Source organism: Pseudomonas capeferrum (assembly GCF_000731675.1).
In the GTDB taxonomy this organism is placed as follows: Bacteria; Pseudomonadota; Gammaproteobacteria; order Pseudomonadales; family Pseudomonadaceae; genus Aquipseudomonas; species Aquipseudomonas capeferrum.
Genome location: NZ_JMIT01000006.1, coordinates 129,545 through 150,792 on the forward strand (window position 1 = coordinate 129,545; position 21,248 = coordinate 150,792).

The following is a 21,248-nucleotide window of genomic DNA, read 5'->3' on the forward strand; positions in this document are numbered from 1 at the left end:
CAATTATTCCTGAGGCATTGGCGCGCGCCCCCTTGGTGTTCGCCTCGATATTGCGTCGTGCGAACAAGGCGGTCGCGCGCAAATGTCACAGACCTCATTGGCCCGAAACAAATGTAGGAGCGGCCTTGCGTCGCGATGCGCCGCGCGGGCGGCGCTCGATCTCATAGGCGCTGAACCTGTTGTGGCGAACACCCCGTGCCCACCCTTTTCTCCCGACATGCACCTCACAGCCAACAAACCCATCCGCCGTAAGACATTTCTGAACCTGAAACCAAATGCTACAGGTTCCAGCCACTTAGGAATTACCCTACACGCACTGCTGAAGTATCGCTGTTGTCGGTGAAATGCCTCAGGGATAACGTTTTCGGGTCGCTTCGGCAGCCGGGCATGAGAACCCGATCACTTAGCTAGCAGCACCGTTATGGTGGCCGTACGTGGGCGGGCTTTCGCCTGGCCGAGTGTTTGCTAGCTTCTATCGGCTTTCTCACACCTGCGTATGGCTGCCACCTTCAATCCATGAGAAAGATTCAGGTGGTAGCACCCTTCGACGAGAAGCTGGAGTTACCCTATGAAAAAGATCGTCCCAGACCCACCCCGCCGCAAACCGATCACCACCCCATTCTTCACCGTCCAATCCGACATGTACCCACCCCATGCCCTCGCCCACGTTAGCGAGCTGCTACGCGGCGTTATCGAAACCATCGACGATGAGTGTCCTGGCCAAGGCGTTGATGGACGATATCGAGTTAGCCAAGAACCGGTTGCATTGATCTCACTGGCCTCTTCGCGGTAAACCCCACAAGATCCCGCGAAGAGGCCATCAGCCGCCAGGGCGCCAGTTGGCCCAAACGATAACGGGGCAATCAAGCAGCGCCCAACGGCCTAGGCAGATCGCGCACCACATTAAGCGCCGCACTGCTCTGCGCCACCGGCATGATCTCGATGGTATTGATATTCACATGCGCGGGCTGGTCCGCAATCCAGGCCACCGTGGCCGCGATATCCTCCGGCAGAATCGCCTCCACATCACGGTACAGAGCCTGCACGGCCTCCACATCGCCCTTCAGGCGCACCAGCGAAAAATCGGTACCCGAGCACAGGCCCGGTTCAATGTTGCTCACCCGAACACACGTACCGGCCAGGTCGGCACGCAGATTGAGGCTGAACTGGCGAACGAATGCCTTGCTGGCGCCATACACGTTGCCGCCTGGGTACGGGTAAGTGCCGGCAATGGAGCCGATGTTGATGATCATCCCGCTGTCCGCCGCCACCATCTGCGGCAGGATCTTGTGGGTGACCATGGCCAGCCCGGTGACATTGGTGTCGATCATCCGCTGCCAGTTTTCGGCGCTGCTGGCCTGGGCGCGATCGACGCCCAGCGCCAGCCCGGCGTTGTTCACCAGCAGGTCGATCTGCAGCGACGCATCACGGATCTGTTCGACTGCCGCTTCAAGCGACACCGGGTCGGTGACATCCAGGGCCAGCGGGATGAAATTGACCCCCAGTTCACCCTCCAGTGCCTGCAGTTTATCCATGCGCCGGGCGCCACCGATCACGCGGTAGCCCTTGGCAACCAAGGTACGACAGATGGCACGGCCAAACCCCGAGGAGGCGCCGGTTACGAATGCGGTTTTCATCAGTTATCTCCGGTTGGGTAAGTCAGACCAGGTACTTCACGCCCAGGCTGGTGAACAGGCACAGCATCGAGAACACCAACACCTTGCGCACCACGTCATTGCCTTTGCGCAAGGCCAGGGCACTGCCCATGTGGTTGCCGAGGATGTTGCAGGCCACCAGTGGCAGGGCCAGCAGGTACACAACCTTGCCGGCCATGATGAACGCCACCAGTGCGCCGATGTTGGAGGCGAAGTTGAAGGTCTTGGAGTTGGCCGAGCTGGACACCAGGTCCATGCGCAGCAGGTAGTGGAAGGCGATGATGAACATGCTGCCGGTGCCGGGGCCGAAGAAACCGTCATAAAAGCCGATGGTCAGGCAGGTCAATGGCACCACGGTGTACAGCACCCGCGGTGACAGCTCGCGTTCCTCGACCGGGCGGTCCTTAGGGGTGAGGAAAATCAGGATGCCGACCGGGATCAGCGCCAGGATGATCTTGCCCACGGTCTCCTGGGAGATCGACACAATCAGGTGCGCCCCCAGGTAGGCCCCGAGCAACGAGAACGGCACGCCGACCAGCGCCACCTTCCAGACCATCTTGCTGTTGGCCAGAAAGTTGCGAATGGCCGCCAGCGTGCCCAGGGTGCTGACCAGTTTTTCTTGCCCCAGGGCCACTTGCGGCGGCATGCCCACCAGCAAAAACCCAGGGACCAGAAACAGCCCGCCACCGCCGGCAATGCTGTCGACGAAGCCGGCAATGAACGCGATCGCCCCCAGCATCAGGATCGCCAGCAGCCAGTGTTCCGCCCAGAAAGCGCCTAACAGTTCCATAGCATTACTTCCATCGAGTGGTTGAGTGAGATCAGGAGCGCACTTCGTAGAGGTGATCGGCGCGGGTGAAATGCACACGGTTCAGGTCGTTGACTGCGAACAGGCGCATCAGCCAGCGGTCGGCACCGTCGTTTTGCGGCTCGAAGCCATCACGGGCATGCAATACGCGCTGGTTCTTGAACACCATGAAGTCACCCGGCAGCAGCAGGTGCGGCTCATCGAAGCGGCGGGTTTCCAGCACGCCGCGCAGGCTGGCCAGGGCTTGCTCGGCACGCAGGTTCAGCCCGTGGGTGTTTTCGCTGTCGAAACGGCACAACCACTCCCCCGCGTTGCCACGTGCCAGCACGGGCAGCTCCGCGGTGCAGCGCCGATTGGCGGTGAACGAGTCGGGGCGGCGAATTTCGAACTGTGGCTGGCAAAGCTCGCGCACGCTGGCCGCGGGCAGCGCCGCCACTACGGCATCGAGGTTGACCAGGGTTGTGCTGATACGCGGGTCACAGCGCATGCCGAAGAACGACAGGTACTCCGGGCAGCACGAAGCGCTGCCCAGTGGCTCGGACGACAACGGCAAGTCGGGGTTGTCGACGTGGTAGGAAAAGCGCAGCCGCGAGCCGTGGGAGCTTTTGTGGCTGGACGAGGTACGCGCCGGGATGACATGGCGGAACAGGCGCCCGTCGTTCTCCCCTTCATAAACGATCGGGTTGATCCCCATCAGACTCTGCATGGTCAGGCTGACCAGGCAGGCTATCGGCGTGCTGCGCGGGCTGAGTACCCCGGAGTACGGCGTAGGGGGGACGTCGCGGTCGCGTGGGCAGTTGCGCACGATCATGCAGGTCAGCTGCGGGTCTTCGACGAAGCCACGAATCTGTTGGCAGAGTGCTTTGCCCAGCACCTCCTGTGCCTGGTCCTTGAGCTGCGGATAGAGCTCTTTGCTGGTTTCGAAATCGAGGGGGGTATTGTTCAGTACGGTTTGCCAGGCACTTGAAGTCACCCAAGGCAGGCGAATCTCCAGTGAAGTCTGAGGCTCGGCTGCTTGTTGCAGGTGTGCGCTTTCCATTTCGAGTGTTAGTCCATTGAGCTAGCTTGTGGCCATTCGGTGTCGTGCTAAGCCGGGCAGAGGCGGCAGACATTGTCTTTTTTTTGAAGCCGTTCACAGCTGTGCGATGGGGGTGGCGGAGGCAGAAAGGGCACCCGTCAATTGCATCGACTCAATCATTGTAATTACAAAAATAGAATCGACTCAATTTATTTCATCATCAACAAAGAACACCGATTGAATCGATTCAATCAACTCATTGATTTCAAAAGATTTCTGGAAAAACCGCCGTAGACACGCGTGCCTGGTGCCGAGTACAGCCGGAACGCGATTCGCCCCTTCCTCCGTTTTTGTTTAGCGAAACCACCTCAATCGGTGCAATTTACCTAGACAAAAACACAATTACTCCTATCAGACCTTTCGTGCTAGGCTTTCGCGTTCTTGCAGCTTCTGGTGCCATTTCCATGTGGGTTCCTCACTACAGCGACCTGGCACAGCCGGTCTATCTGATGATCGCCGACGCCCTTGAACAGGACATCGGTAGCGGCCGGCTGACCGCTGGCGAACGCTTGCCGACACTCAAGGACCTGGCCGAATCACTGAACGTGACGCCTGGCACCATCGGCCGAGCCTATGACGAAGCGGCCAAACGTGGCCTGGTGGTGGGCGAGGTGGGGCGCGGCACCTTCGTGCTGCAGCAACGCCAGGCGCAGGCCCCGGCAGCACGCCCCTTGATGCCGCCAGCCGAACGCGAGAGCGGGCAGATCGACCTTTCGATCATCAAGCCCAATGACGCGCACATGACCGACTGGCTGCGCGGGGCAATAAACGAACTGGCCGCGTCACCCGACCTGGCCCAGGTGCTCGATTACGTCACCGAGGGTGGCCATGCGACGCACAAGCAGGCCGGTGCGGCCTGGATCCAGCGCTGGATGCCTGAAGCCAACTGGCAGCAGGTAGTGCTGACCTCGGGTGCCCAGCATGGCCTGCTGGTGGCCATCAGCAGCCTGTCCAAAGGCGACGACGTCATACTGTGCGAGTCGTTCTGCTACCCAGGCATCATTTCGCTGGCCCATAGCATGGGGCGCCGCCTGCGCGGTGTGGCCATGGACGAACACGGCCTGATTCCCGAGGCCTTGCGCACAGCGTGCATGGAGCACCGCCCTTCCCTGCTGGTGTGCGTCACCACCCACCAGAACCCGACCAACTCGATCATGCCCCACGCGCGCCGCGAAGCCATCGCCGCCATTGCCCGCGAGTTCGACCTGTTCATCGTCGATGACGATATCTACGGTTTCCTGGAGCCAGCACCTGGCTACAAGCCCTTGGCCGCCTATGCACCCGAACGCTCGGTATACCTGACCAGCTTGTCCAAGAGCGTGCTGCCAGCGCTGCGTATCGGCTACCTGTATGCCCCGCCGCAAACCCTGTCGCGGCTGTCGTCGATGGTGCGCAGCAGCGTGTGGATGCCATCGCCGTTGATGGCACAACTGGCCAGCAACCTGATCAACAGCGGCATGGCCGAGCAACTGGTGCAGGTGCAGCAGGACGAAGCGGCCACGCGCCAGCAGATGGCCCGTGAAATCCTTGGCAAGTACAAGATCCGCAGCCAGCCCTACAGTTTTCATATCTGGCTGGAACTGCCCGAGCCCTGGACCAGCGACGAATTTGCCAACCTGGCGCGCAACAATGGCGTCACCGTGGTCAGCGGCAGCCAGTTCCTGCCTGAACGCAGCGCTGCCACCTGTGGCGTGCGTATCGCCCTGATGACGCCGAGCCGTTCGGAACTGGGCTTTGCCCTGACCAAGCTGGTCAGCCTGCTGGATTCACCAGAGCCGCGGCTTTTCTACTAGGCGAATGACCCTGGACGGCTCGCTGCCGTCCTTTTGGGACAGGCCGACATCAGTTTCAGAAACGGACTACATCAACAAACGCCAGTCGCCTGCTAGGTTGCCCGAAAAATCCTAAGGGTAATGCTTGCATGAAAACCTATTACGGCCGTGCCAGTCTCCTCATGTGCTCGCTGTTGCTGGCGGCACCCTCGCTGGCTGATCCCCTGACAGCCGCCCCGCCTCCCTCCGCCTCGATCACTGCCGAAGCCGCCCGGGCAATGGCCTCAGCCGCCGAACGCGCTGCCCAGGCCGAGGGCTTTGCCATCGTCATCAGCATTGTCGACAACCATGGCAACCTCAAGCACTTCCACCGCATGGACGGCACCAGCAGCGGCAGCATCCAGGTCGCAAAGCTCAAGGCCGCGACTTCCGCCCGTTTCCCGCTTGCCTCCAGAACACTTGCAGAGCGCAGTGCTGCCCTGCCAGCGAATCCCTATGCGTCACTGCCTGGCTTCACACTACTGGGGGGTGGCCTGCCAATCATGGATGCGAATGGCCAGCATATCGGCGGCATCGGTATCAGCGGGGCTACGCCGGAGCTGGATGTGCAGTTTGCCCAGGCGGCGCTGGATGGCGATGCCTGACTCTCGAGGCTTACCTTTCATTTGCGCCCGTGAAGTTTCCTCGCACATAAAAAAACCCAGGGCAAATGCCCTGGGCTTTCGATGTAGCGCGACGCCTAACCGCTCTGATCAGAACGGAATATCGTCATCAAAGCTGTCAAAGTCAGCGGCCGGCTGCGGCGCTGGCTGCTGCGGTGCAGGACGCTGTGGCGCCTGCTGCGGGCGTTGGGCCTGCTGACGTGGCGGCGCCTGGTTGTACTGTTGCTGCTGGCCACCCTGGTTGTAGTTGTTACCACCACCCTGGTTGTACTGGTCGCCGCCACCTTGCTGGTTCTGCGGACGGCCGCCCAGCAGCTGCATGGTGCCCTGCATGTCGACGATGATTTCGGTGGTGTAACGCTTGATGCCGTCTTTTTCCCACTCGCGGGTCTGCAGCTTGCCTTCGATGTACACCTGCGAACCCTTGCGCAGGTATTCGCCGGCGATTTCGGCAACCTTGCCGAACATCGACACACGGTGCCACTCGGTACGCTCGACCTTCTGGCCCGACTGCTTGTCGGTCCACTGCTCGCTGGTAGCCAGGCTCAGGTTGGTCACGGCGTTACCGTTGGGCAGGTAGCGGACTTCGGGATCCTGGCCACAGGTGCCGACCAGAATGACTTTGTTAACCCCACGGGCCATAACGTTCTCCTAGGCTTCGCACGCCGAAGAGGCTGGGTTCACCAGACGCTCGAGGGTCGTACGGTCCAAAATTTTCGTATCCAGTTTGATATAGATGGCGGCTTCTTCTTCCACCACAACGGCGTCGGTTACACCCGGCACGGCCATCAGGCGTTCGGTCAACCCGGCTTCCCGGACTGCCTCGGGCGTCAACGGCATGCGCAGGCTGGTCACATACGGCGGCTCGTTCATGCGCAAGGCAACGACCAGCCACACGGCACACAGCGCCGCACAACCCAGAAACACCATGTTCAGCCCACCGTGCTGGAACAACCAGCCACCGAGGATTCCGCCTAGGGCGGCACCCAGGAACTGGCTGGTGGAATACACCCCCATCGCCGTTCCCTTGCCACCCGCAGGCGACACCTTGCTCACCAGCGAAGGCAGCGAGGCTTCCAGCAGGTTGAATGCAGTAAAGAATACCACGGTGCCAATCACCAGTCCGCGCAAGTTGTCAGCCCACTGCCAGAAGAACACCTCCACCAGCAGCAACACACTGACCGCTCCGGCCAGCACGCGTTTCATCTTGCGCTTCTTCTCGCCGTAGATGATGAACGGCACCATTGCAAAAAATGAGATGAACAGCGCGGTCAGGTACACCCACCAGTGTTCTTCCTTCGGCAGGCCGCCCCGTTCGACGAAGGCAAGAGGCAGGGCGACGAAGCTGGCCATGAGGATGGCATGCAGGATGAAGATACCGACGTCCAGGCGCAGAAGGTCCGCATGGCGCAGGGTCGGGCCGAGTGCCTGGCGCGCGACACCCGACTCGCGGTGCTGCAGGGTGCTGTGGGAATTGGGCACGACGAAGGCAATCAGCAGGATACCGACCAAGGCAAGCCCCGCCGTGGCAAGGAACAATCCTGACAAGCCGAAGGCACTGGTCAACAGTGGCCCGACGACCATGGCGACGGCGAATGACAGGCCGATGCTCATGCCGATCATGGCCATGGCCTTGGTGCGGTGTTGCTCGCGGGTAAGGTCGGACAGCAGCGCCATGACCGCCGCAGAAATCGCCCCCGCGCCCTGCAGAATGCGCCCGGCGATCACGCCCCAGATAGAGTCGGCCTGGGCCGCCAAAATGCTGCCCAGGGCGAAGATCACCAGCCCCAGGTAGATCACCGGACGCCGCCCGATGCGGTCGGACACCATGCCGAACGGGATCTGCAGTACCGCCTGGGTCAGGCCATAGGCGCCAATGGCCAGGCCGATCAGCGCGGGCGTGGCGCCAGCCAGGTCCATGCCGTAGGTGGCCAGCACCGGCAAGACCATGAACATGCCCAGCATACGAAAGGCAAAGACCAGGGCCAGGCCGCTTGCGGCGCGGGTTTCGCTGCCACTCATGCGCTCGTTGTGGGTGTCGTGCATGGATTAACCTCGTGTGAACCGGCGGCGATTCTATCAGTCCGACAGCTAGACGGCATATACGCGACGCTTTGCCGCGTAATGGCAGCGCGCCGTATACTTCCTTGTTTATGCCCGCCGAGCGAGGCCGCAGTGGACAAGATCCTGATTCGTGGGGCACGTACCCACAACCTGAAGAACATCGACCTGACCCTGCCGCGGGACAAGCTGATCGTGATCACCGGCCTGTCCGGATCCGGCAAGTCCTCACTGGCGTTCGACACGCTGTACGCCGAAGGCCAGCGCCGCTATGTCGAATCCCTGTCGGCCTATGCCCGGCAGTTCCTGTCGATGATGGAAAAGCCCGACGTCGACACCATTGAAGGGCTCTCCCCGGCCATCTCCATCGAGCAGAAGTCGACGTCGCACAACCCGCGCTCTACCGTGGGCACGATCACCGAGATCTACGACTACCTGCGCCTGCTTTATGCCCGCGTCGGCACCCCGCGCTGCCCGGACCACGACATCCCGCTGGAAGCGCAGACCATCAGCCAGATGGTCGACCTGGTACTGGAGCGCCCAGAAGGCAGCAAGCTGATGCTGCTGGCCCCGGTAATCCGCGAGCGCAAGGGCGAGCACCTGGCGGTGTTCGACGAGCTGCGCGCCCAGGGCTTCGTCCGCGCACGGGTCAACGGCAAGCTCTACGAGCTCGATGAACTGCCCAAGCTGGACAAGCAGAAGAAGCACAGCATCGATGTGGTGGTAGACCGCTTCAAGGTCCGCGCCGACCTGCAGCAGCGCCTGGCCGAGTCGTTCGAGACTGCGCTCAAGCTGGCCGACGGCATCGCGCTGGTGGCGCCGATGGACGATGAGGAAGGCGAAGAGATGATCTTCTCCGCCCGCTTCGCCTGCCCGGTCTGCGGCCATGCGATCAGCGAGCTGGAACCCAAGCTGTTCTCGTTCAACAACCCGGCCGGTGCCTGCCCGACCTGTGACGGCCTGGGGGTCAAGCAGTTCTTCGACACCAAGCGCCTGGTCAATACCGAGCTGACCTTGGCCGAGGGCGCGATACGTGGCTGGGACCGGCGCAACGTCTATTACTTCCAGATGCTCGGCTCGCTGTCCGCGCATTACGGGTTCAGCCTGGAGGCGCCGTTCGGCGAGCTGTCGGCCGAGCACCAGAAGGTGATCCTGCAAGGCAGCGGCAAGCAGAGCGTGGACTTCAAGTACCTCAACGACCGGGGCGACATCGTCAAGCGCTCGCACCCGTTCGAAGGCATCGTGCCGAACCTGGAGCGGCGCTACCGCGAAACCGAGTCGGCCACGGTGCGTGAAGAGCTGGCCAAGCTGCTCGGCACCCAGCCCTGCCCCGACTGCCGCGGTACCCGCCTGCGGCGCGAGGCCCGCCACGTGTGGGTTGGCGAGAAAACCCTGCCGGCAGTTACCAACCTGCCCATCGGTGAAGCCAGCAACTACTTCGGCGAGCTGACCCTGACCGGGCGCCGAGGCGAAATTGCTTCGAAGATCCTCAAGGAAATCTGCGAGCGCCTGCAATTTCTGGTCAACGTCGGCCTGGACTACCTGACACTGGACCGCAGCGCCGACACCCTGTCGGGCGGTGAAGCCCAGCGCATCCGCCTTGCCAGCCAGATCGGCGCGGGCCTGGTCGGGGTGATGTACATCCTCGACGAACCGTCCATCGGTCTTCATCAACGCGACAACGACCGCCTGCTGGCCACCCTCAACCACCTGCGCGACCTTGGCAACACGGTGATCGTGGTGGAGCACGACGAGGACGCTATCCGCCTGGCTGACTACGTGGTGGACATCGGTCCGGGGGCCGGGGTGCATGGCGGCCAGATCGTCGCCGAGGGCACGCCTGAAGAGGTCATGGCGCACCCTGACTCGCTGACCGGCAAATACCTGTCCGGGCGCAAGAAGATCGCCGTGCCAGCCAAACGCACACCGCGCGACAAGAAGCTCTCGCTGAAACTCAAGGGTGCCCGCGGCAACAACCTGCAGAACGTCGACCTGGAAATCCCGATCGGCCTGCTGACCTGCGTGACAGGGGTATCGGGTTCGGGCAAGTCGACGCTGATCAACAACACCTTGTACCCGCTCGCAGCGACCGCGCTGAACGGTGCCAGCAGCCTGGAAGCCGCGCCGCACAGCAGCATGGACGGCATGCAGCACCTGGACAAGGTGGTCGATATCGACCAGAGCCCGATTGGCCGCACACCGCGCTCCAACCCGGCAACCTACACCGGTATCTTCACGCCTATCCGCGAACTGTTCTCGGGCGTGCCCGAGTCGCGCTCGCGTGGCTATGGCCCCGGTCGCTTCTCGTTCAACGTCAAGGGGGGGCGTTGTGAGGCGTGCCAGGGCGACGGCCTGATCAAGGTCGAGATGCACTTCCTGCCAGACATCTACGTGCCGTGCGATGTGTGCAAGAGCAAGCGCTATAACCGCGAAACCCTGGAGATCAAGTACAAGGGCAAGAACATCCACGAGGTGCTGGAAATGACCATCGAGGATGCCCGCGAGTTCTTCGATGCGGTGCCGGCGCTGGCGCGCAAGCTGCAAACGCTGATGGACGTGGGCCTGTCATACATCAAGCTGGGGCAGTCGGCGACGACCTTGTCCGGCGGTGAGGCGCAGCGGGTGAAGCTGTCGCGCGAGCTGTCCAAGCGTGACACCGGCAAGACCCTGTACATCCTCGACGAGCCGACCACCGGCCTGCACTTTGCCGATATCCAGCAGTTGCTCGATGTGCTGCACCGCCTGCGCGACCACGGCAACACCGTGGTGGTGATCGAGCACAACCTGGACGTGATCAAGACGGCCGACTGGCTGGTGGACCTGGGGCCGGAGGGTGGCTCCAAGGGTGGGCAGATCATTGCCAGCGGTACGCCGGAAGAGCTGGCCAAGATGAAGCAGTCCTACACCGGGCATTACCTCAAGCCGCTGTTGGAGCGTGACCGGGCCTGATCCGCCTGTGGATAAAAAAGCCCCTGGTACCGTAGGTGCCAGGGGCTTTTTCGTGGGCTGTGGATAACTTACATCTGCGACTGCAGGTAGTTCTCCAGGCCGATCACCTTGATCAGGCCCTGCTGCTTCTCCAGCCAGTAGGTGTGATCTTCTTCGGTGTCAGCCAGCTGTGCGCGCAGGATGTCGCGGCTGATGTAGTCCTTGTGCAGCTCGCACAGCTCGATGCCTTTGCACAGCGCGGCACGCACCTTGTATTCGAGCTTGAGGTCAGCCTCGATCATTTCCGGCACTGTGCTGCCCACTTCGAGGTCATCGGCACGCATGTCGGGCGTGCCTTCGAGCATGAGGATGCGGCGCATCAGCGCATCGGCGTGCTGCGTCTCTTCTTCCATCTCGTGGTTGATGCGCTCGTAGAGCTTGGACAGGCCCCAGTCTTCATACATACGCGAGTGAATGAAGTACTGGTCGCGTGCTGCCAGTTCGCCCTTCAGCAACGTGACGAGGTAGTTGATTACGTCCGGGTGACCTTGCATCGCCCTGCTTCTCCATGTGAAAACATCAATGGACATAGTGTGAACCAGGTTTTGCTCGCGGTCACGGATAAACGCGCAATAACAGGCAAAAAATCGGCTAAACAGTAGTGATATTCATTGAAAAACCGCCCAAATGAGGGCGGTTCTTCTTATCACTTCGAGTTAAGCGAGGTTCACGCCCAACGCCTTGGCAATGCCTTCGCCGTAGGCGGCGTCAGCCTTGTAGAAGTACTGGAGCTGACGCTGGATCACATCCTCGCTCACCCCTGCCATGGCACCGGCGATGTTACTGATCAGCAAGGCCTTCTGCTGTTCGTTCATCAGGCGGAACAACGCACCGGCGTGGCTGTAGTAATCGTTGTCCTCGCGGTGATCGTAGCGATCAGCCGAACCATTGAGGGCCAGTGCAGGCTCAGCATGGCGTGGGGACTGCTTGGGTGCATCGGCGTAACTGTTGGGCTCGTAGTTCGGCGCGCTGCCGTAGCTGCCGGTGGCCATAGAACCGTCACGCTGGTAGCTGTTGACTGGGCAGCGCGGTGCATTGACTGGCAGATGCTGATGGTTGGTACCCACTCGGTAGCGGTGCGCATCAGCGTAGGCAAACACGCGGCCTTGCAGCATGCGGTCTGGCGACAGCCCTACACCAGGGACCATGTTGCTAGGGCCAAAAGCGGCCTGCTCGACTTCGGCGAAGTAGTTGAGCGGGTTGCGGTTAAGCTCCAGCACACCCACTTCGATCAATGGGTAGTCCTTTTGCGACCAGGTCTTGGTCACGTCGAACGGGTTCTCGTCGCGGCTGGCCGCCTCGGCTTCACTCATCACCTGAATGCACACTGTCCAGCGCGGGTAGTCGCCACGCTCGATGGCCTCGAACAGGTCGCGCTGGGCGTAGTCCGGGTCTGTGCCGGCCAGCCGTGCAGCGTCGGCTGGGGCGAGGTTCTTGATGCCTTGCTGGGTCTTGAAGTGCCATTTGACCCAGGTGCGCTCGCCTGCCGCACTGATCAGGCTGTAGGTGTGGCTGCCGAAGCCGTGCATGTGACGATAGCCGTCCGGAATGCCGCGGTCGGAGAACAGGATGGTGACCTGGTGCAGTGCCTCGGGTGAGTGCGACCAGAAGTCCCACATCATCTGGGCGTTCTTCAGGTTGGATTGCGGGTGGCGCTTCTGGGTGTGGATAAAGTCCGGGAACTTGAGCGGGTCACGGATGAAGAACACCGGGGTGTTATTGCCAACGATGTCCCAGTTGCCTTCCTCGGTATAGAACTTCAGCGCAAAACCTCGCGGGTCACGCTCGGTGTCGGCCGAACCCCGTTCGCCACCGACGGTGGAGAAACGCAGGAAGGTTTCAGTCTGTTTGCCGACCTGCTCGAACAACTTGGCGCTGGTGTATGCGGTGATGTCGCGGGTGACGGTAAACGTGCCATAGGCGCCCGAACCCTTGGCGTGAACACGACGCTCGGGGATGTTCTCGCGGTTGAAGTGGGCGAGCTTCTCGATCAGGTGGAAATCGTCGAGCAGCAGCGGGCCGCGGGGGCCGGCAGAGCGGGAATTCTGGTTGTCAGCTACAGGTGCACCGCTGGCGGTGGTGAGAATCTTGCTCATGGGCTCTCCTTATCGGTCTTGAAGTGCCGGCTAATCGGCTTGGATAGGAGTATTGACGAGCGGTTGTTTCAGGACAAATTCATTACATGACTTGTATCAATAGAAATTAACAATACGTACAGAAACAAAAAACCGGGCACTAGGCCCGGTTTTTTGTAGCAGACAGAACGTCTTACTCGGCAGCTTCTACAGCACCACCGACTGGACGATCAACCAGCTCGACGTACGCCATAGGCGCGTTGTCGCCAGCGCGGAAACCGCACTTCAGGATGCGCAGGTAGCCGCCCTGACGGGAGGCGTAACGCTTGCCCAGATCGTTGAACAGTTTGCCAACAGCGGACTTCGAACGGGTACGGTCGAAGGCCAGACGACGGTTAGCAACGCTGTCTTCCTTGGCCAGGGTGATCAGCGGCTCGGCAACGCGGCGCAGTTCCTTGGCTTTCGGCAGGGTGGTTTTGATCAGCTCGTGCTCGATCAGCGACACTGCCATGTTCTGGAACATAGCTTTGCGGTGAGAGCTGGTACGGCTCAGGTGACGTCCACTTTTACGATGACGCATGATTCATTCCTTACCAAACACTACGTTCGGTGATTACGACGATCAGGCGGTCGCCTTGTCGTCTTTCTTAAGACTTGCAGGCGGCCAGTTGTCGAGGCGCATGCCGAGAGACAGACCACGAGAGGCCAGGACGTCCTTGATTTCAGTCAGGGACTTCTTGCCCAGGTTAGGAGTCTTCAACAGCTCTACTTCGGTACGCTGAATCAGGTCGCCGATGTAGTAGATGTTCTCCGCCTTGAGGCAGTTGGCCGAACGTACAGTCAGTTCCAGGTCGTCAACCGGACGCAGCAGGATCGGATCGATCTCGTCTTCCTGCTCGACAACAACCGGCTCACTGTCACCTTTGAGGTCGACGAACGCGGCCAGCTGCTGTTGCAGGATGGTCGCAGCGCGGCGGATAGCCTCTTCAGGATCCAGGGTGCCGTTGGTTTCCAGATCAATGACCAGCTTGTCCAAGTTGGTACGCTGTTCAACACGGGCGTTTTCGACCACATAGGCGATACGACGCACCGGGCTGAACGAAGCGTCCAACTGCAGACGGCCAATGCTACGGCTTTCGTCTTCGTCGGTCTGACGGGAGTCGGCCGGCTCGTAACCACGACCACGAGCTACGGTGAGCTTCATGTTCAGGGCGCCATTCGACGCCAGGTTCGCGATTACGTGATCGGGGTTGACGATCTCGACATCGTGATCCAGCTGAATATCGGCAGCGGTAACCACCCCCGAACCCTTTTTCGACAAGGTCAGCGTAACTTCGTCACGACCGTGCAGTTTGATAGCCAGGCCTTTCAGGTTCAACAGGATTTCAATGACGTCTTCCTGAACACCTTCGATCGCGGAGTACTCATGGAGTACGCCATCGATCTCGGCCTCGACTACTGCACAGCCAGGCATGGAGGACAACAGGATGCGGCGCAGCGCGTTGCCCAGGGTATGGCCGAAGCCACGCTCGAGAGGCTCGAGCGTGATCTTGGCGCGGGTCGGACTGACTACCTGCACATCAATGTGGCGGGGAGTCAGGAACTCATTTACCGAAATCTGCATGGATGCACCTATTTTCTAGCCCTTACTTGGAGTAGAGCTCGACAATCAGGTTCTCGTTGATGTCGGCGGACAGGTCGCTGCGAGCAGGAACGTTCTTGAAAACGCCCGACTTTTTAGCAGCATCCACATCAACCCACTCAACGCGGCCACGCTGGGCGCACAGTTCAAGGGCTTGAACAATGCGCAGCTGGCTCAGCGACTTCTCGCGAACCGCGACCACGTCACCCGGACGAACTTGGTAGGATGGAATGTTTACAGTCTTACCGTTGACGCTGATCGCTTTGTGCGAAACCAGCTGACGGGACTCGGAACGAGTCGAGCCGAAGCCCATACGGTAAACGACGTTATCCAGACGGCACTCGAGCAGTTGCAGCAGGTTCTCACCGGTTGCGCCTTTTTTCGAGGCAGCAGCTTGGTAGTAACCGCGGAACTGACGCTCCAGAACACCGTAGATACGACGGACTTTTTGTTTCTCGCGCAGCTGGGTACCGTAGTCGGACTGACGGCCACGGCGCTGGCCGTGGATACCTGGGGCTGCTTCGATGTTGCACTTCGATTCCAGAGCGCGAACGCCGCTCTTCAGGAACAGATCGGTGCCTTCACGACGAGACAGTTTGCATTTTGGACCAATGTAACGTGCCATTCTTCTGTCTCCTGATTACACGCGACGCTTCTTCGGCGGACGGCACCCGTTATGCGGGATTGGCGTCACGTCGGTGATGCTGGCGATCTTGTAGCCGCAGCTGTTCAATGCACGAACGGCGGACTCACGACCTGGACCTGGACCCTTGACGTTAACGTCGAGGTTCTTCAGACCGTATTCCAGCGCAGCTTGACCAGCACGCTCAGCAGCAATCTGAGCTGCGAACGGGGTGGATTTGCGCGAACCACGGAAACCCGAACCACCGGAGGTCGCCCAGGACAAAGCATTGCCCTGACGGTCGGTGATGGTCACGATGGTGTTGTTAAAAGAAGCGTGGATGTGGGCGATGCCATCAACCACTGTCTTTTTGACTTTCTTACGAGGACGAGCAGCAGGTTTTGCCATGTCTATATTCCTGGGCGGTTACTTGCGGATCGGCTTACGCGGGCCCTTACGGGTGCGTGCGTTGGTCTTGGTGCGCTGACCGCGAACCGGCAGACCTTTACGATGACGCAGGCCGCGGTAGCAACCCAGGTCCATCAAGCGCTTGATCTTCATGTTGATGTCACGACGCAGGTCACCTTCGGTGGTGAACTTCGCGACTTCGCCACGCAGGGTTTCGATTTGCTCGTCGCTCAGATCCTTGATCTTAGCGGCTGGGTTTACACCAGCGTCTGCACAGATCTTCTGCGCAGTTGTGCGACCGACACCATAGATGTAGGTCAGCGAGATAACAGTATGCTTGTTATCTGGAATGTTGACGCCTGCAATACGGGCCATTCAGTGGGACTCCAATTGACAGCTACCTACGCCCCGGAAGCCAAGAAATAGGGCGCGAGATAATATCGCTGTAGAAACGAATAATCAACCCAGCAGCACACTAGCTGCTGGGTTTGAAGCGACGATCACAATCAGCCTTGGCGCTGTTTGTGACGCGGTTCCGCGCTGCAGATCACTCGTACGACGCCTTCGCGACGGATGATCTTGCAGTTACGGCACAGCTTTTTCACCGATGCACGAACTTTCATTACCGACTCCTCGAACCTTAGGGGCGTATCAGCGCAGCAAACCGCTGCCACCGTAGCCTTTCAGGTTGGCTTTCTTCATCAGGGATTCGTACTGGTGCGAAACGAGGTGCGATTGTACTTGGGACATGAAGTCCATCACAACCACTACCACAATCAGCAACGAGGTCCCGCCAAGGTAGAACGGCACATTTGCTGCCACCACCAGGAACTGGGGCAGAAGGCAGACGGCCATCATGTATAGAGCACCGAACATGGTCAAACGGGTCAGAACGCCATCAATGTAGCGCGCCGACTGCTCACCAGGACGGATACCCGGAATAAAGGCACCGGACTTCTTCAGGTTTTCCGCTACGTCTTTCGGATTGAACATCAACGCTGTGTAGAAGAAGCAGAAGAAAATGATCCCTGCACTAAACAGCAAAATGTTCAACGGCTGACCAGGAGCGATCGACTGCGAGATGTCCTGCAGCCAGCCCATACCTTCGGACTGACCGAACCAGGCACCCAGCGAAGCCGGGAACAGCAAAATGCTGCTGGCGAAAATGGCCGGGATAACCCCTGCCATGTTCACCTTCAACGGCAAGTGGCTGGTCTGCGCAGCGAAGACCTTGCGGCCCTGCTGACGCTTGGCGTAGTGAACGGCGATACGACGCTGACCACGCTCAATGAACACCACGAAACCGATAATCGCTACTGCCAGCAAACCGATAGCGACCAGGGCGAAAATGTTGATATCGCCTGTGCGCGCAGACTCGAAAGACTGCCCGATTGCTCTCGGAAGACCGGCAACGATACCCGCGAAGATCAACATCGAGATACCGTTGCCCACACCGCGCTCGGTGATCTGCTCGCCCAGCCACATCATGAACATCGCGCCTGCCACAAACGTGGAAACTGCGACGACATGGAAGCCTAGACCGGCAGAAAACGCCACGCCCTGGTTGGCCAGGCCAATGGACATGCCAATGGCTTGGACCAGCGCCAGAATAACGGTGCCGTAGCGGGTGTACTGGCTGATCTTGCGACGGCCAGCTTCACCTTCCTTCTTCAACTGCTCCAGTTGCGGGCTGACCGCCGTCATCAGCTGCATGATGATCGATGCCGAAATGTACGGCATGATCCCCAGTGCAAAGATGCTCATGCGCTCAAGCGCACCACCGGAAAACATGTTGAACAAGCTAAGAATGGTCCCCTCATTCTGCCGAAACAGATCCGCCAAACGGTCCGGATTGATGCCTGGAACCGGGATATGCGCACCTATCCGATAGACGATGATCGCCATGAACAGAAAGCGCAGACGAGCCCAGAGTTCCGACATCCCGCCCTTACCGAGCGAAGAGAGAGCACCTTGCTTAGCCATTTATTCCTCGAATTTGCCGCCAGCTGCTTCGATAGCCGCACGCGCACCCTTGGTGGCTGCGATGCCCTTGATGGTGACTGCGCGAGTAACTTCGCCAGACAGCATGATTTTCACACGCTGAATGTGCTGGTTGATCACGTTGGCATCCTTCAGGGATTGCACGGAGATCACGTCGCCTTCCACTTTGGCCAGCTCGGACAGACGCACTTCTGCGCGGTCCATGGCTTTCAGCGAAACGAAGCCGAATTTCGGCAGACGACGGTGCAGCGGCTGTTGACCGCCTTCGAAGCCCGGAGCGATCGAACCACCCGAACGGGAGGTCTGACCTTTGTGGCCACGGCCGCCGGTCTTACCCAGACCGCTACCGATACCACGACCCGGACGATGTTTTTCGCGACGGGAACCCGGCGCTGGACTCAGATCATTGAGTTTCATCGATTAACCCTCGACGCGCAGCATGTAGTAAGCCTTGTTGATCATCCCGCGATTCTCGGGAGTATCCTGGACTTCTACAGTGTGACCGATGCGACGCAGACCCAGACCCTTAACGCACAGTTTGTGGTTAGGAATACGGCCCGAGACGCTCTTGATCAGCGTTACTTTAACGGTTGCCATGATCAGAAGATCTCCTCGACGCTCTTGCCGCGCTTGGCAGCAATGGATTCAGGAGATTGCATGGCTTTCAGACCCTTGAAGGTGGCGTAAACCACGTTCACTGGGTTGGTCGAACCGTAGCACTTGGCCAGAACGTTCTGAACACCAGCAACTTCCAGGACAGCACGCATTGCGCCGCCGGCGATGATACCGGTACCTTCCGAAGCAGGCTGCATGTAAACCTTCGAGGCGCCGTGGGCAGCCTTGGTGGCGTACTGCAGGGTAGTGCCCTTCAGGTCAACCTGGATCATATTGCGACGAGCAGCTTCCATGGCTTTCTGGATCGCGGCTGGTACTTCGCGCGACTTGCCACGGCCGAAGCCAACACGACCTTTACCATCACCTACCACGGTCAACGCGGTGAAGGTGAAGATACGGCCGCCTTTTACGGTCTTGGCAACGCGGTTAACTTGAACCAGCTTCTCGATGTAGCCTTCGTCGCGCTTTTGATCGTTATTTGCCATAACTTAGAACTCCAGCCCGCCTTCACGAGCAGCATCAGCCAGCGCTTTGACGCGGCCATGGTACTTGAAGCCGGAACGGTCAAAGGCAACTTGAGATACACCGGCGGCTTTCGCACGCTCAGCTACCAGCTTGCCAACCTTAGTGGCCGCGTCGATGTTGCCAGTGGCGCCATCACGCAGGTCTTTGTCCAAGGTCGAGGCGCTTGCCAGAACCTTGCTGCCGTCGGCCGAAATGACCTGGGCATAGATGTGCTGCGAGGAGCGGAACACGCACAGGCGCACGACTTCGAGTTCGTGCATCTTGAGGCGTGCTTTGCGAGCGCGACGCAGTCGAGTAACTTTTTTGTCGGTCATTTGCTAGGCCCTACTTCTTCTTGGCTTCTTTACGACGGACTACTTCGTCCGCGTAACGCACACCTTTACCTTTGTAAGGCTCTGGCGGACGGAAGTCGCGGATTTCAGCGGCCACCTGACCTACCAGCTGCTTGTCGATACCCTTGATCAGGATGTCGGTCTGGCTAGGTGTTTCAGCGGTGATACCGGCTGGCAGTTCGTAGTCCACTGGGTGCGAGAAGCCCAGGGCCAGGTTCAGGACGGTGCCCTTGGCCTGAGCCTTGTAACCAACACCGACCAGCTGGAGCTTACGCTCGAAGCCTTGGCTTACGCCTTGGACCATGTTGTTGACCAGAGCGCGGGTAGTACCGGCCATGGCGCGAGCTTGCTGGTCACCATTGCGAGCGACGAAACGCAGCTCACCAGACTCTTCGGTAACTTCAACAGACGAGTGAACGTTCAGTTCGAGAGTGCCTTTGGCACCCTTCACCGAAAGCTGCTGGCCGGCGAATTTGACTTCGACACCAGATGGCAGCTTAACGGGGTTCTTAGCGACGCGAGACATGTCTATCCCCCCTTAGAACACTGTGCAGAGAACTTCGCCGCCGACGCCGGCAGCGCGCGCAGCGCGATCAGTCATCACACCTTTGTTGGTGGAGACAATAGACACGCCCAGACCGCCACGTACTTTCGGCAGATCGGTGACGGCCTTGTACTGGCGCAGGCCTGGACGGCTGGAGCGCTTCAGTTCCTCGATGACCGGACGGCCTTCGAAGTACTTCAGTTCGATCGACAGGGAGGGCTTGGCTTCGCCACTGACTTGGTAGCCAGCGATGTAACCTTCATCCTTCAGAACTTTGGCAACCGCAACCTTCAGCGTAGAGGAAGGCATGCTCACGACGGACTTTTCAGCCATCTGGGCATTACGGATGCGAGTTAGCATGTCCGCTAACGGGTCCTGCATACTCATGGGCTAGATGCTCCTGATACAAGAATTATTAGCCTTGCGGCTATCACAACCACCCGAGCGGGTTGGGTAAAAAACCCAGGCTCAGGTGAGCCGGTCATTCTAGACACAAGGCAGAAACGAAACAAGCCCCATATAGGGGCTTGTTTGTTGGCGAGGTCACCGGCGGTCGGAAGATTGCTCCCCTTCCGCCGGGATCACACCTGCAGCGATTACCAGGAGGCCTTGACCAGACCTGGTACGTCACCACGCATTGCCGCTTGACGCAGCATGTTACGGCCCAGGCCGAACTTACGGTATACACCGTGAGGACGACCGGTCAGGCGGCAACGGTTGCGCAGACGCGCAGCGCTGGCATCACGTGGCTGCTTCTGCAGAGCGACAACGGCAGCGAAACGCTCTTCAGGAGAGGCGTTCAGGTTGACGATGGTCGCTTTCAGCTCAGCACGCTTCTTGGCGAACTTGGCTACCGTGAGCTGACGCTTCAGCTCGCGGTTTTTCATGCTCTTCTTGGCCATTTTCCTACTCCAATCAGTTGCGGAACGGGAATTTGAAAGCACGCAGCAGAGCGCGGCCTTCGTCATCCGAACGAGCAGTGGTGGTCAGGGTGATGTCCAAACCGCGCAGAGCATCGATCTTGTCGTAATCGATTTCCGGGAAGATGATCTGCTCTTTCACGCCCATGCTGTAGTTGCCACGGCCATCGAAGGACTTGGCATTCAGGCCGCGGAAGTCGCGAACCCGAGGCAGGGAGATCGCCAGCAGGCGGTCCAGGAATTCGTACATCTTGTCGCTACGCAGGGTCACCTTGACGCCGATCGGCCATCCTTCACGGACTTTGAAGCCCGCGATGGATTTACGAGCGAAAGTCACGACCGGCTTTTGACCGGTGATCTTTTCCAGGTCGGCAACAGCGTGCTCGATGACTTTTTTGTCGCCGATCGCTTCGCCCAGACCCATGTTCAGGGTGATTTTGGTAACGCGCGGAACTTCCATCACGTTCGACAGCTTAAGTTCTTCCTTAAGCTTGGGAGCGATTTCGTTCCGGTAAATCTCTTTCAGTCGTGCCATGGTCT

At 59.6% G+C, this 21,248-nt stretch carries 25 protein-coding genes; 3 read left to right on the forward strand and 22 right to left on the reverse strand.

The features are described from left to right. Positions 1-863: 863 nt before the first annotated feature. The 3 genes from PC358_RS26245 to PC358_RS26255 are packed head-to-tail and all read right to left on the reverse strand — an operon-like array spanning position 864 to position 3,502. Complete coding sequence (locus tag PC358_RS26245) at positions 864-1,637, reverse strand: SDR family NAD(P)-dependent oxidoreductase (protein ID WP_033703478.1); 774 nt, start codon at positions 1,635-1,637, stop codon at positions 864-866. A gap of 22 nt (positions 1,638-1,659) precedes the next feature. After that, on the reverse strand, positions 1,660-2,445 hold the full coding sequence (locus PC358_RS26250; protein WP_033703479.1) for a sulfite exporter TauE/SafE family protein: 786 nt from the start codon (positions 2,443-2,445) through the stop codon (positions 1,660-1,662). 31 nt (positions 2,446-2,476) lie between these two features. Continuing rightward, on the reverse strand, positions 2,477-3,502 hold the full coding sequence (locus PC358_RS26255; protein ID WP_033703480.1) for a TauD/TfdA family dioxygenase: 1,026 nt from the start codon (positions 3,500-3,502) through the stop codon (positions 2,477-2,479). A gap of 443 nt (positions 3,503-3,945) precedes the next feature. On the opposite strand from PC358_RS26255, the gene PC358_RS26260 reads away from it, so the two are divergent. Next, a complete protein-coding gene (locus tag PC358_RS26260) occupies positions 3,946-5,334 on the forward strand; it encodes an aminotransferase-like domain-containing protein (RefSeq protein ID WP_033703482.1) in 1,389 nt (462 codons plus the stop codon). Positions 5,335-5,462: 128 nt separating this feature from the next. Further along, entirely contained in the window at positions 5,463-5,957 is a 495-nt protein-coding gene (locus PC358_RS26265; protein WP_077068794.1) for a GlcG/HbpS family heme-binding protein, read from the forward strand. Between the two features lie 108 nt (positions 5,958-6,065). Here PC358_RS26265 and PC358_RS26270 read toward each other — a convergent pair whose 3' ends face one another. Further along, complete coding sequence (locus PC358_RS26270) at positions 6,066-6,617, reverse strand: single-stranded DNA-binding protein (protein WP_033703483.1); 552 nt, start codon at positions 6,615-6,617, stop codon at positions 6,066-6,068. Between the two features lie 9 nt (positions 6,618-6,626). Further along, positions 6,627-8,021, reverse strand: a complete 1,395-nt coding sequence (locus PC358_RS26275) for an MFS transporter (RefSeq protein WP_033703484.1) — start codon at positions 8,019-8,021, stop codon at positions 6,627-6,629. 129 nt (positions 8,022-8,150) lie between these two features. Between PC358_RS26275 and uvrA the strand changes: the two genes are divergently transcribed. Continuing rightward, positions 8,151-10,985, forward strand: coding sequence for an excinuclease ABC subunit UvrA (gene uvrA, locus PC358_RS26280; protein WP_033703485.1), 2,835 nt, complete (start codon positions 8,151-8,153; stop codon positions 10,983-10,985). Positions 10,986-11,053: 68 nt separating this feature from the next. Here uvrA and bfr read toward each other — a convergent pair whose 3' ends face one another. From bfr to rplE, 17 genes are all read right to left on the reverse strand, one after another. Then, the gene (gene bfr, locus PC358_RS26285; RefSeq protein WP_008089766.1) at positions 11,054-11,518 is read right to left on the reverse strand and encodes a bacterioferritin; all 465 of its coding nucleotides are present in this window, start codon (positions 11,516-11,518) and stop codon (positions 11,054-11,056) included. A gap of 162 nt (positions 11,519-11,680) precedes the next feature. Next, the gene (locus tag PC358_RS26290; RefSeq protein ID WP_033703487.1) at positions 11,681-13,120 is read right to left on the reverse strand and encodes a catalase; all 1,440 of its coding nucleotides are present in this window, start codon (positions 13,118-13,120) and stop codon (positions 11,681-11,683) included. Between the two features lie 172 nt (positions 13,121-13,292). Next, positions 13,293-13,679, reverse strand: a complete 387-nt coding sequence (gene rplQ, locus PC358_RS26295) for a 50S ribosomal protein L17 (RefSeq protein ID WP_033703488.1) — start codon at positions 13,677-13,679, stop codon at positions 13,293-13,295. Between the two features lie 42 nt (positions 13,680-13,721). Further along, positions 13,722-14,723: a DNA-directed RNA polymerase subunit alpha gene (locus PC358_RS26300; RefSeq protein ID WP_003255452.1), complete on the reverse strand. Its 1,002-nt coding sequence runs from the start codon at positions 14,721-14,723 to the stop codon at positions 13,722-13,724. A gap of 22 nt (positions 14,724-14,745) precedes the next feature. Further along, positions 14,746-15,366, reverse strand: a complete 621-nt coding sequence (gene rpsD / locus PC358_RS26305; RefSeq protein WP_009681977.1) for a 30S ribosomal protein S4 — start codon at positions 15,364-15,366, stop codon at positions 14,746-14,748. A 15-nt stretch (positions 15,367-15,381) separates the two neighbouring features. Beyond that, positions 15,382-15,771 (reverse strand): 30S ribosomal protein S11, encoded by a 390-nt coding sequence (gene rpsK, locus PC358_RS26310; protein WP_003255454.1) that lies wholly within the window; start codon positions 15,769-15,771, stop codon positions 15,382-15,384. Positions 15,772-15,789: 18 nt separating this feature from the next. Further along, the gene (gene rpsM / locus PC358_RS26315; RefSeq protein ID WP_003255457.1) at positions 15,790-16,146 is read right to left on the reverse strand and encodes a 30S ribosomal protein S13; all 357 of its coding nucleotides are present in this window, start codon (positions 16,144-16,146) and stop codon (positions 15,790-15,792) included. Between the two features lie 131 nt (positions 16,147-16,277). After that, a complete protein-coding gene (gene rpmJ, locus PC358_RS26320) occupies positions 16,278-16,394 on the reverse strand; it encodes a 50S ribosomal protein L36 (RefSeq protein WP_002555468.1) in 117 nt (38 codons plus the stop codon). Between the two features lie 28 nt (positions 16,395-16,422). Continuing rightward, positions 16,423-17,754: a preprotein translocase subunit SecY gene (secY, locus tag PC358_RS26325; RefSeq protein WP_003255459.1), complete on the reverse strand. Its 1,332-nt coding sequence runs from the start codon at positions 17,752-17,754 to the stop codon at positions 16,423-16,425. Next, a complete protein-coding gene (gene rplO, locus PC358_RS26330; protein ID WP_003255461.1) occupies positions 17,755-18,189 on the reverse strand; it encodes a 50S ribosomal protein L15 in 435 nt (144 codons plus the stop codon). Positions 18,190-18,192: 3 nt separating this feature from the next. Further along, the gene (gene rpmD, locus PC358_RS26335; protein ID WP_008089798.1) at positions 18,193-18,369 is read right to left on the reverse strand and encodes a 50S ribosomal protein L30; all 177 of its coding nucleotides are present in this window, start codon (positions 18,367-18,369) and stop codon (positions 18,193-18,195) included. A 2-nt stretch (positions 18,370-18,371) separates the two neighbouring features. Next, positions 18,372-18,872 (reverse strand): 30S ribosomal protein S5, encoded by a 501-nt coding sequence (gene rpsE, locus PC358_RS26340; RefSeq protein ID WP_003255465.1) that lies wholly within the window; start codon positions 18,870-18,872, stop codon positions 18,372-18,374. 3 nt (positions 18,873-18,875) lie between these two features. Then, on the reverse strand, positions 18,876-19,226 hold the full coding sequence (rplR, locus tag PC358_RS26345) for a 50S ribosomal protein L18 (protein WP_008089801.1): 351 nt from the start codon (positions 19,224-19,226) through the stop codon (positions 18,876-18,878). Positions 19,227-19,236: 10 nt separating this feature from the next. Beyond that, on the reverse strand, positions 19,237-19,770 hold the full coding sequence (rplF, locus tag PC358_RS26350) for a 50S ribosomal protein L6 (RefSeq protein WP_003255469.1): 534 nt from the start codon (positions 19,768-19,770) through the stop codon (positions 19,237-19,239). Positions 19,771-19,782: 12 nt separating this feature from the next. After that, positions 19,783-20,175 carry a 30S ribosomal protein S8 gene (gene rpsH, locus PC358_RS26355; protein ID WP_027594873.1) on the reverse strand — a complete coding sequence of 131 codons (393 nt, stop codon included), beginning with the start codon at positions 20,173-20,175 and terminating at the stop codon, positions 19,783-19,785. A gap of 209 nt (positions 20,176-20,384) precedes the next feature. After that, a complete protein-coding gene (gene rpsN / locus PC358_RS26360) occupies positions 20,385-20,690 on the reverse strand; it encodes a 30S ribosomal protein S14 (protein ID WP_012316516.1) in 306 nt (101 codons plus the stop codon). A 13-nt stretch (positions 20,691-20,703) separates the two neighbouring features. Next, a complete protein-coding gene (gene rplE / locus PC358_RS26365) occupies positions 20,704-21,243 on the reverse strand; it encodes a 50S ribosomal protein L5 (protein WP_003255474.1) in 540 nt (179 codons plus the stop codon). Between the last annotated feature and the right edge of the window lie 5 nt (positions 21,244-21,248).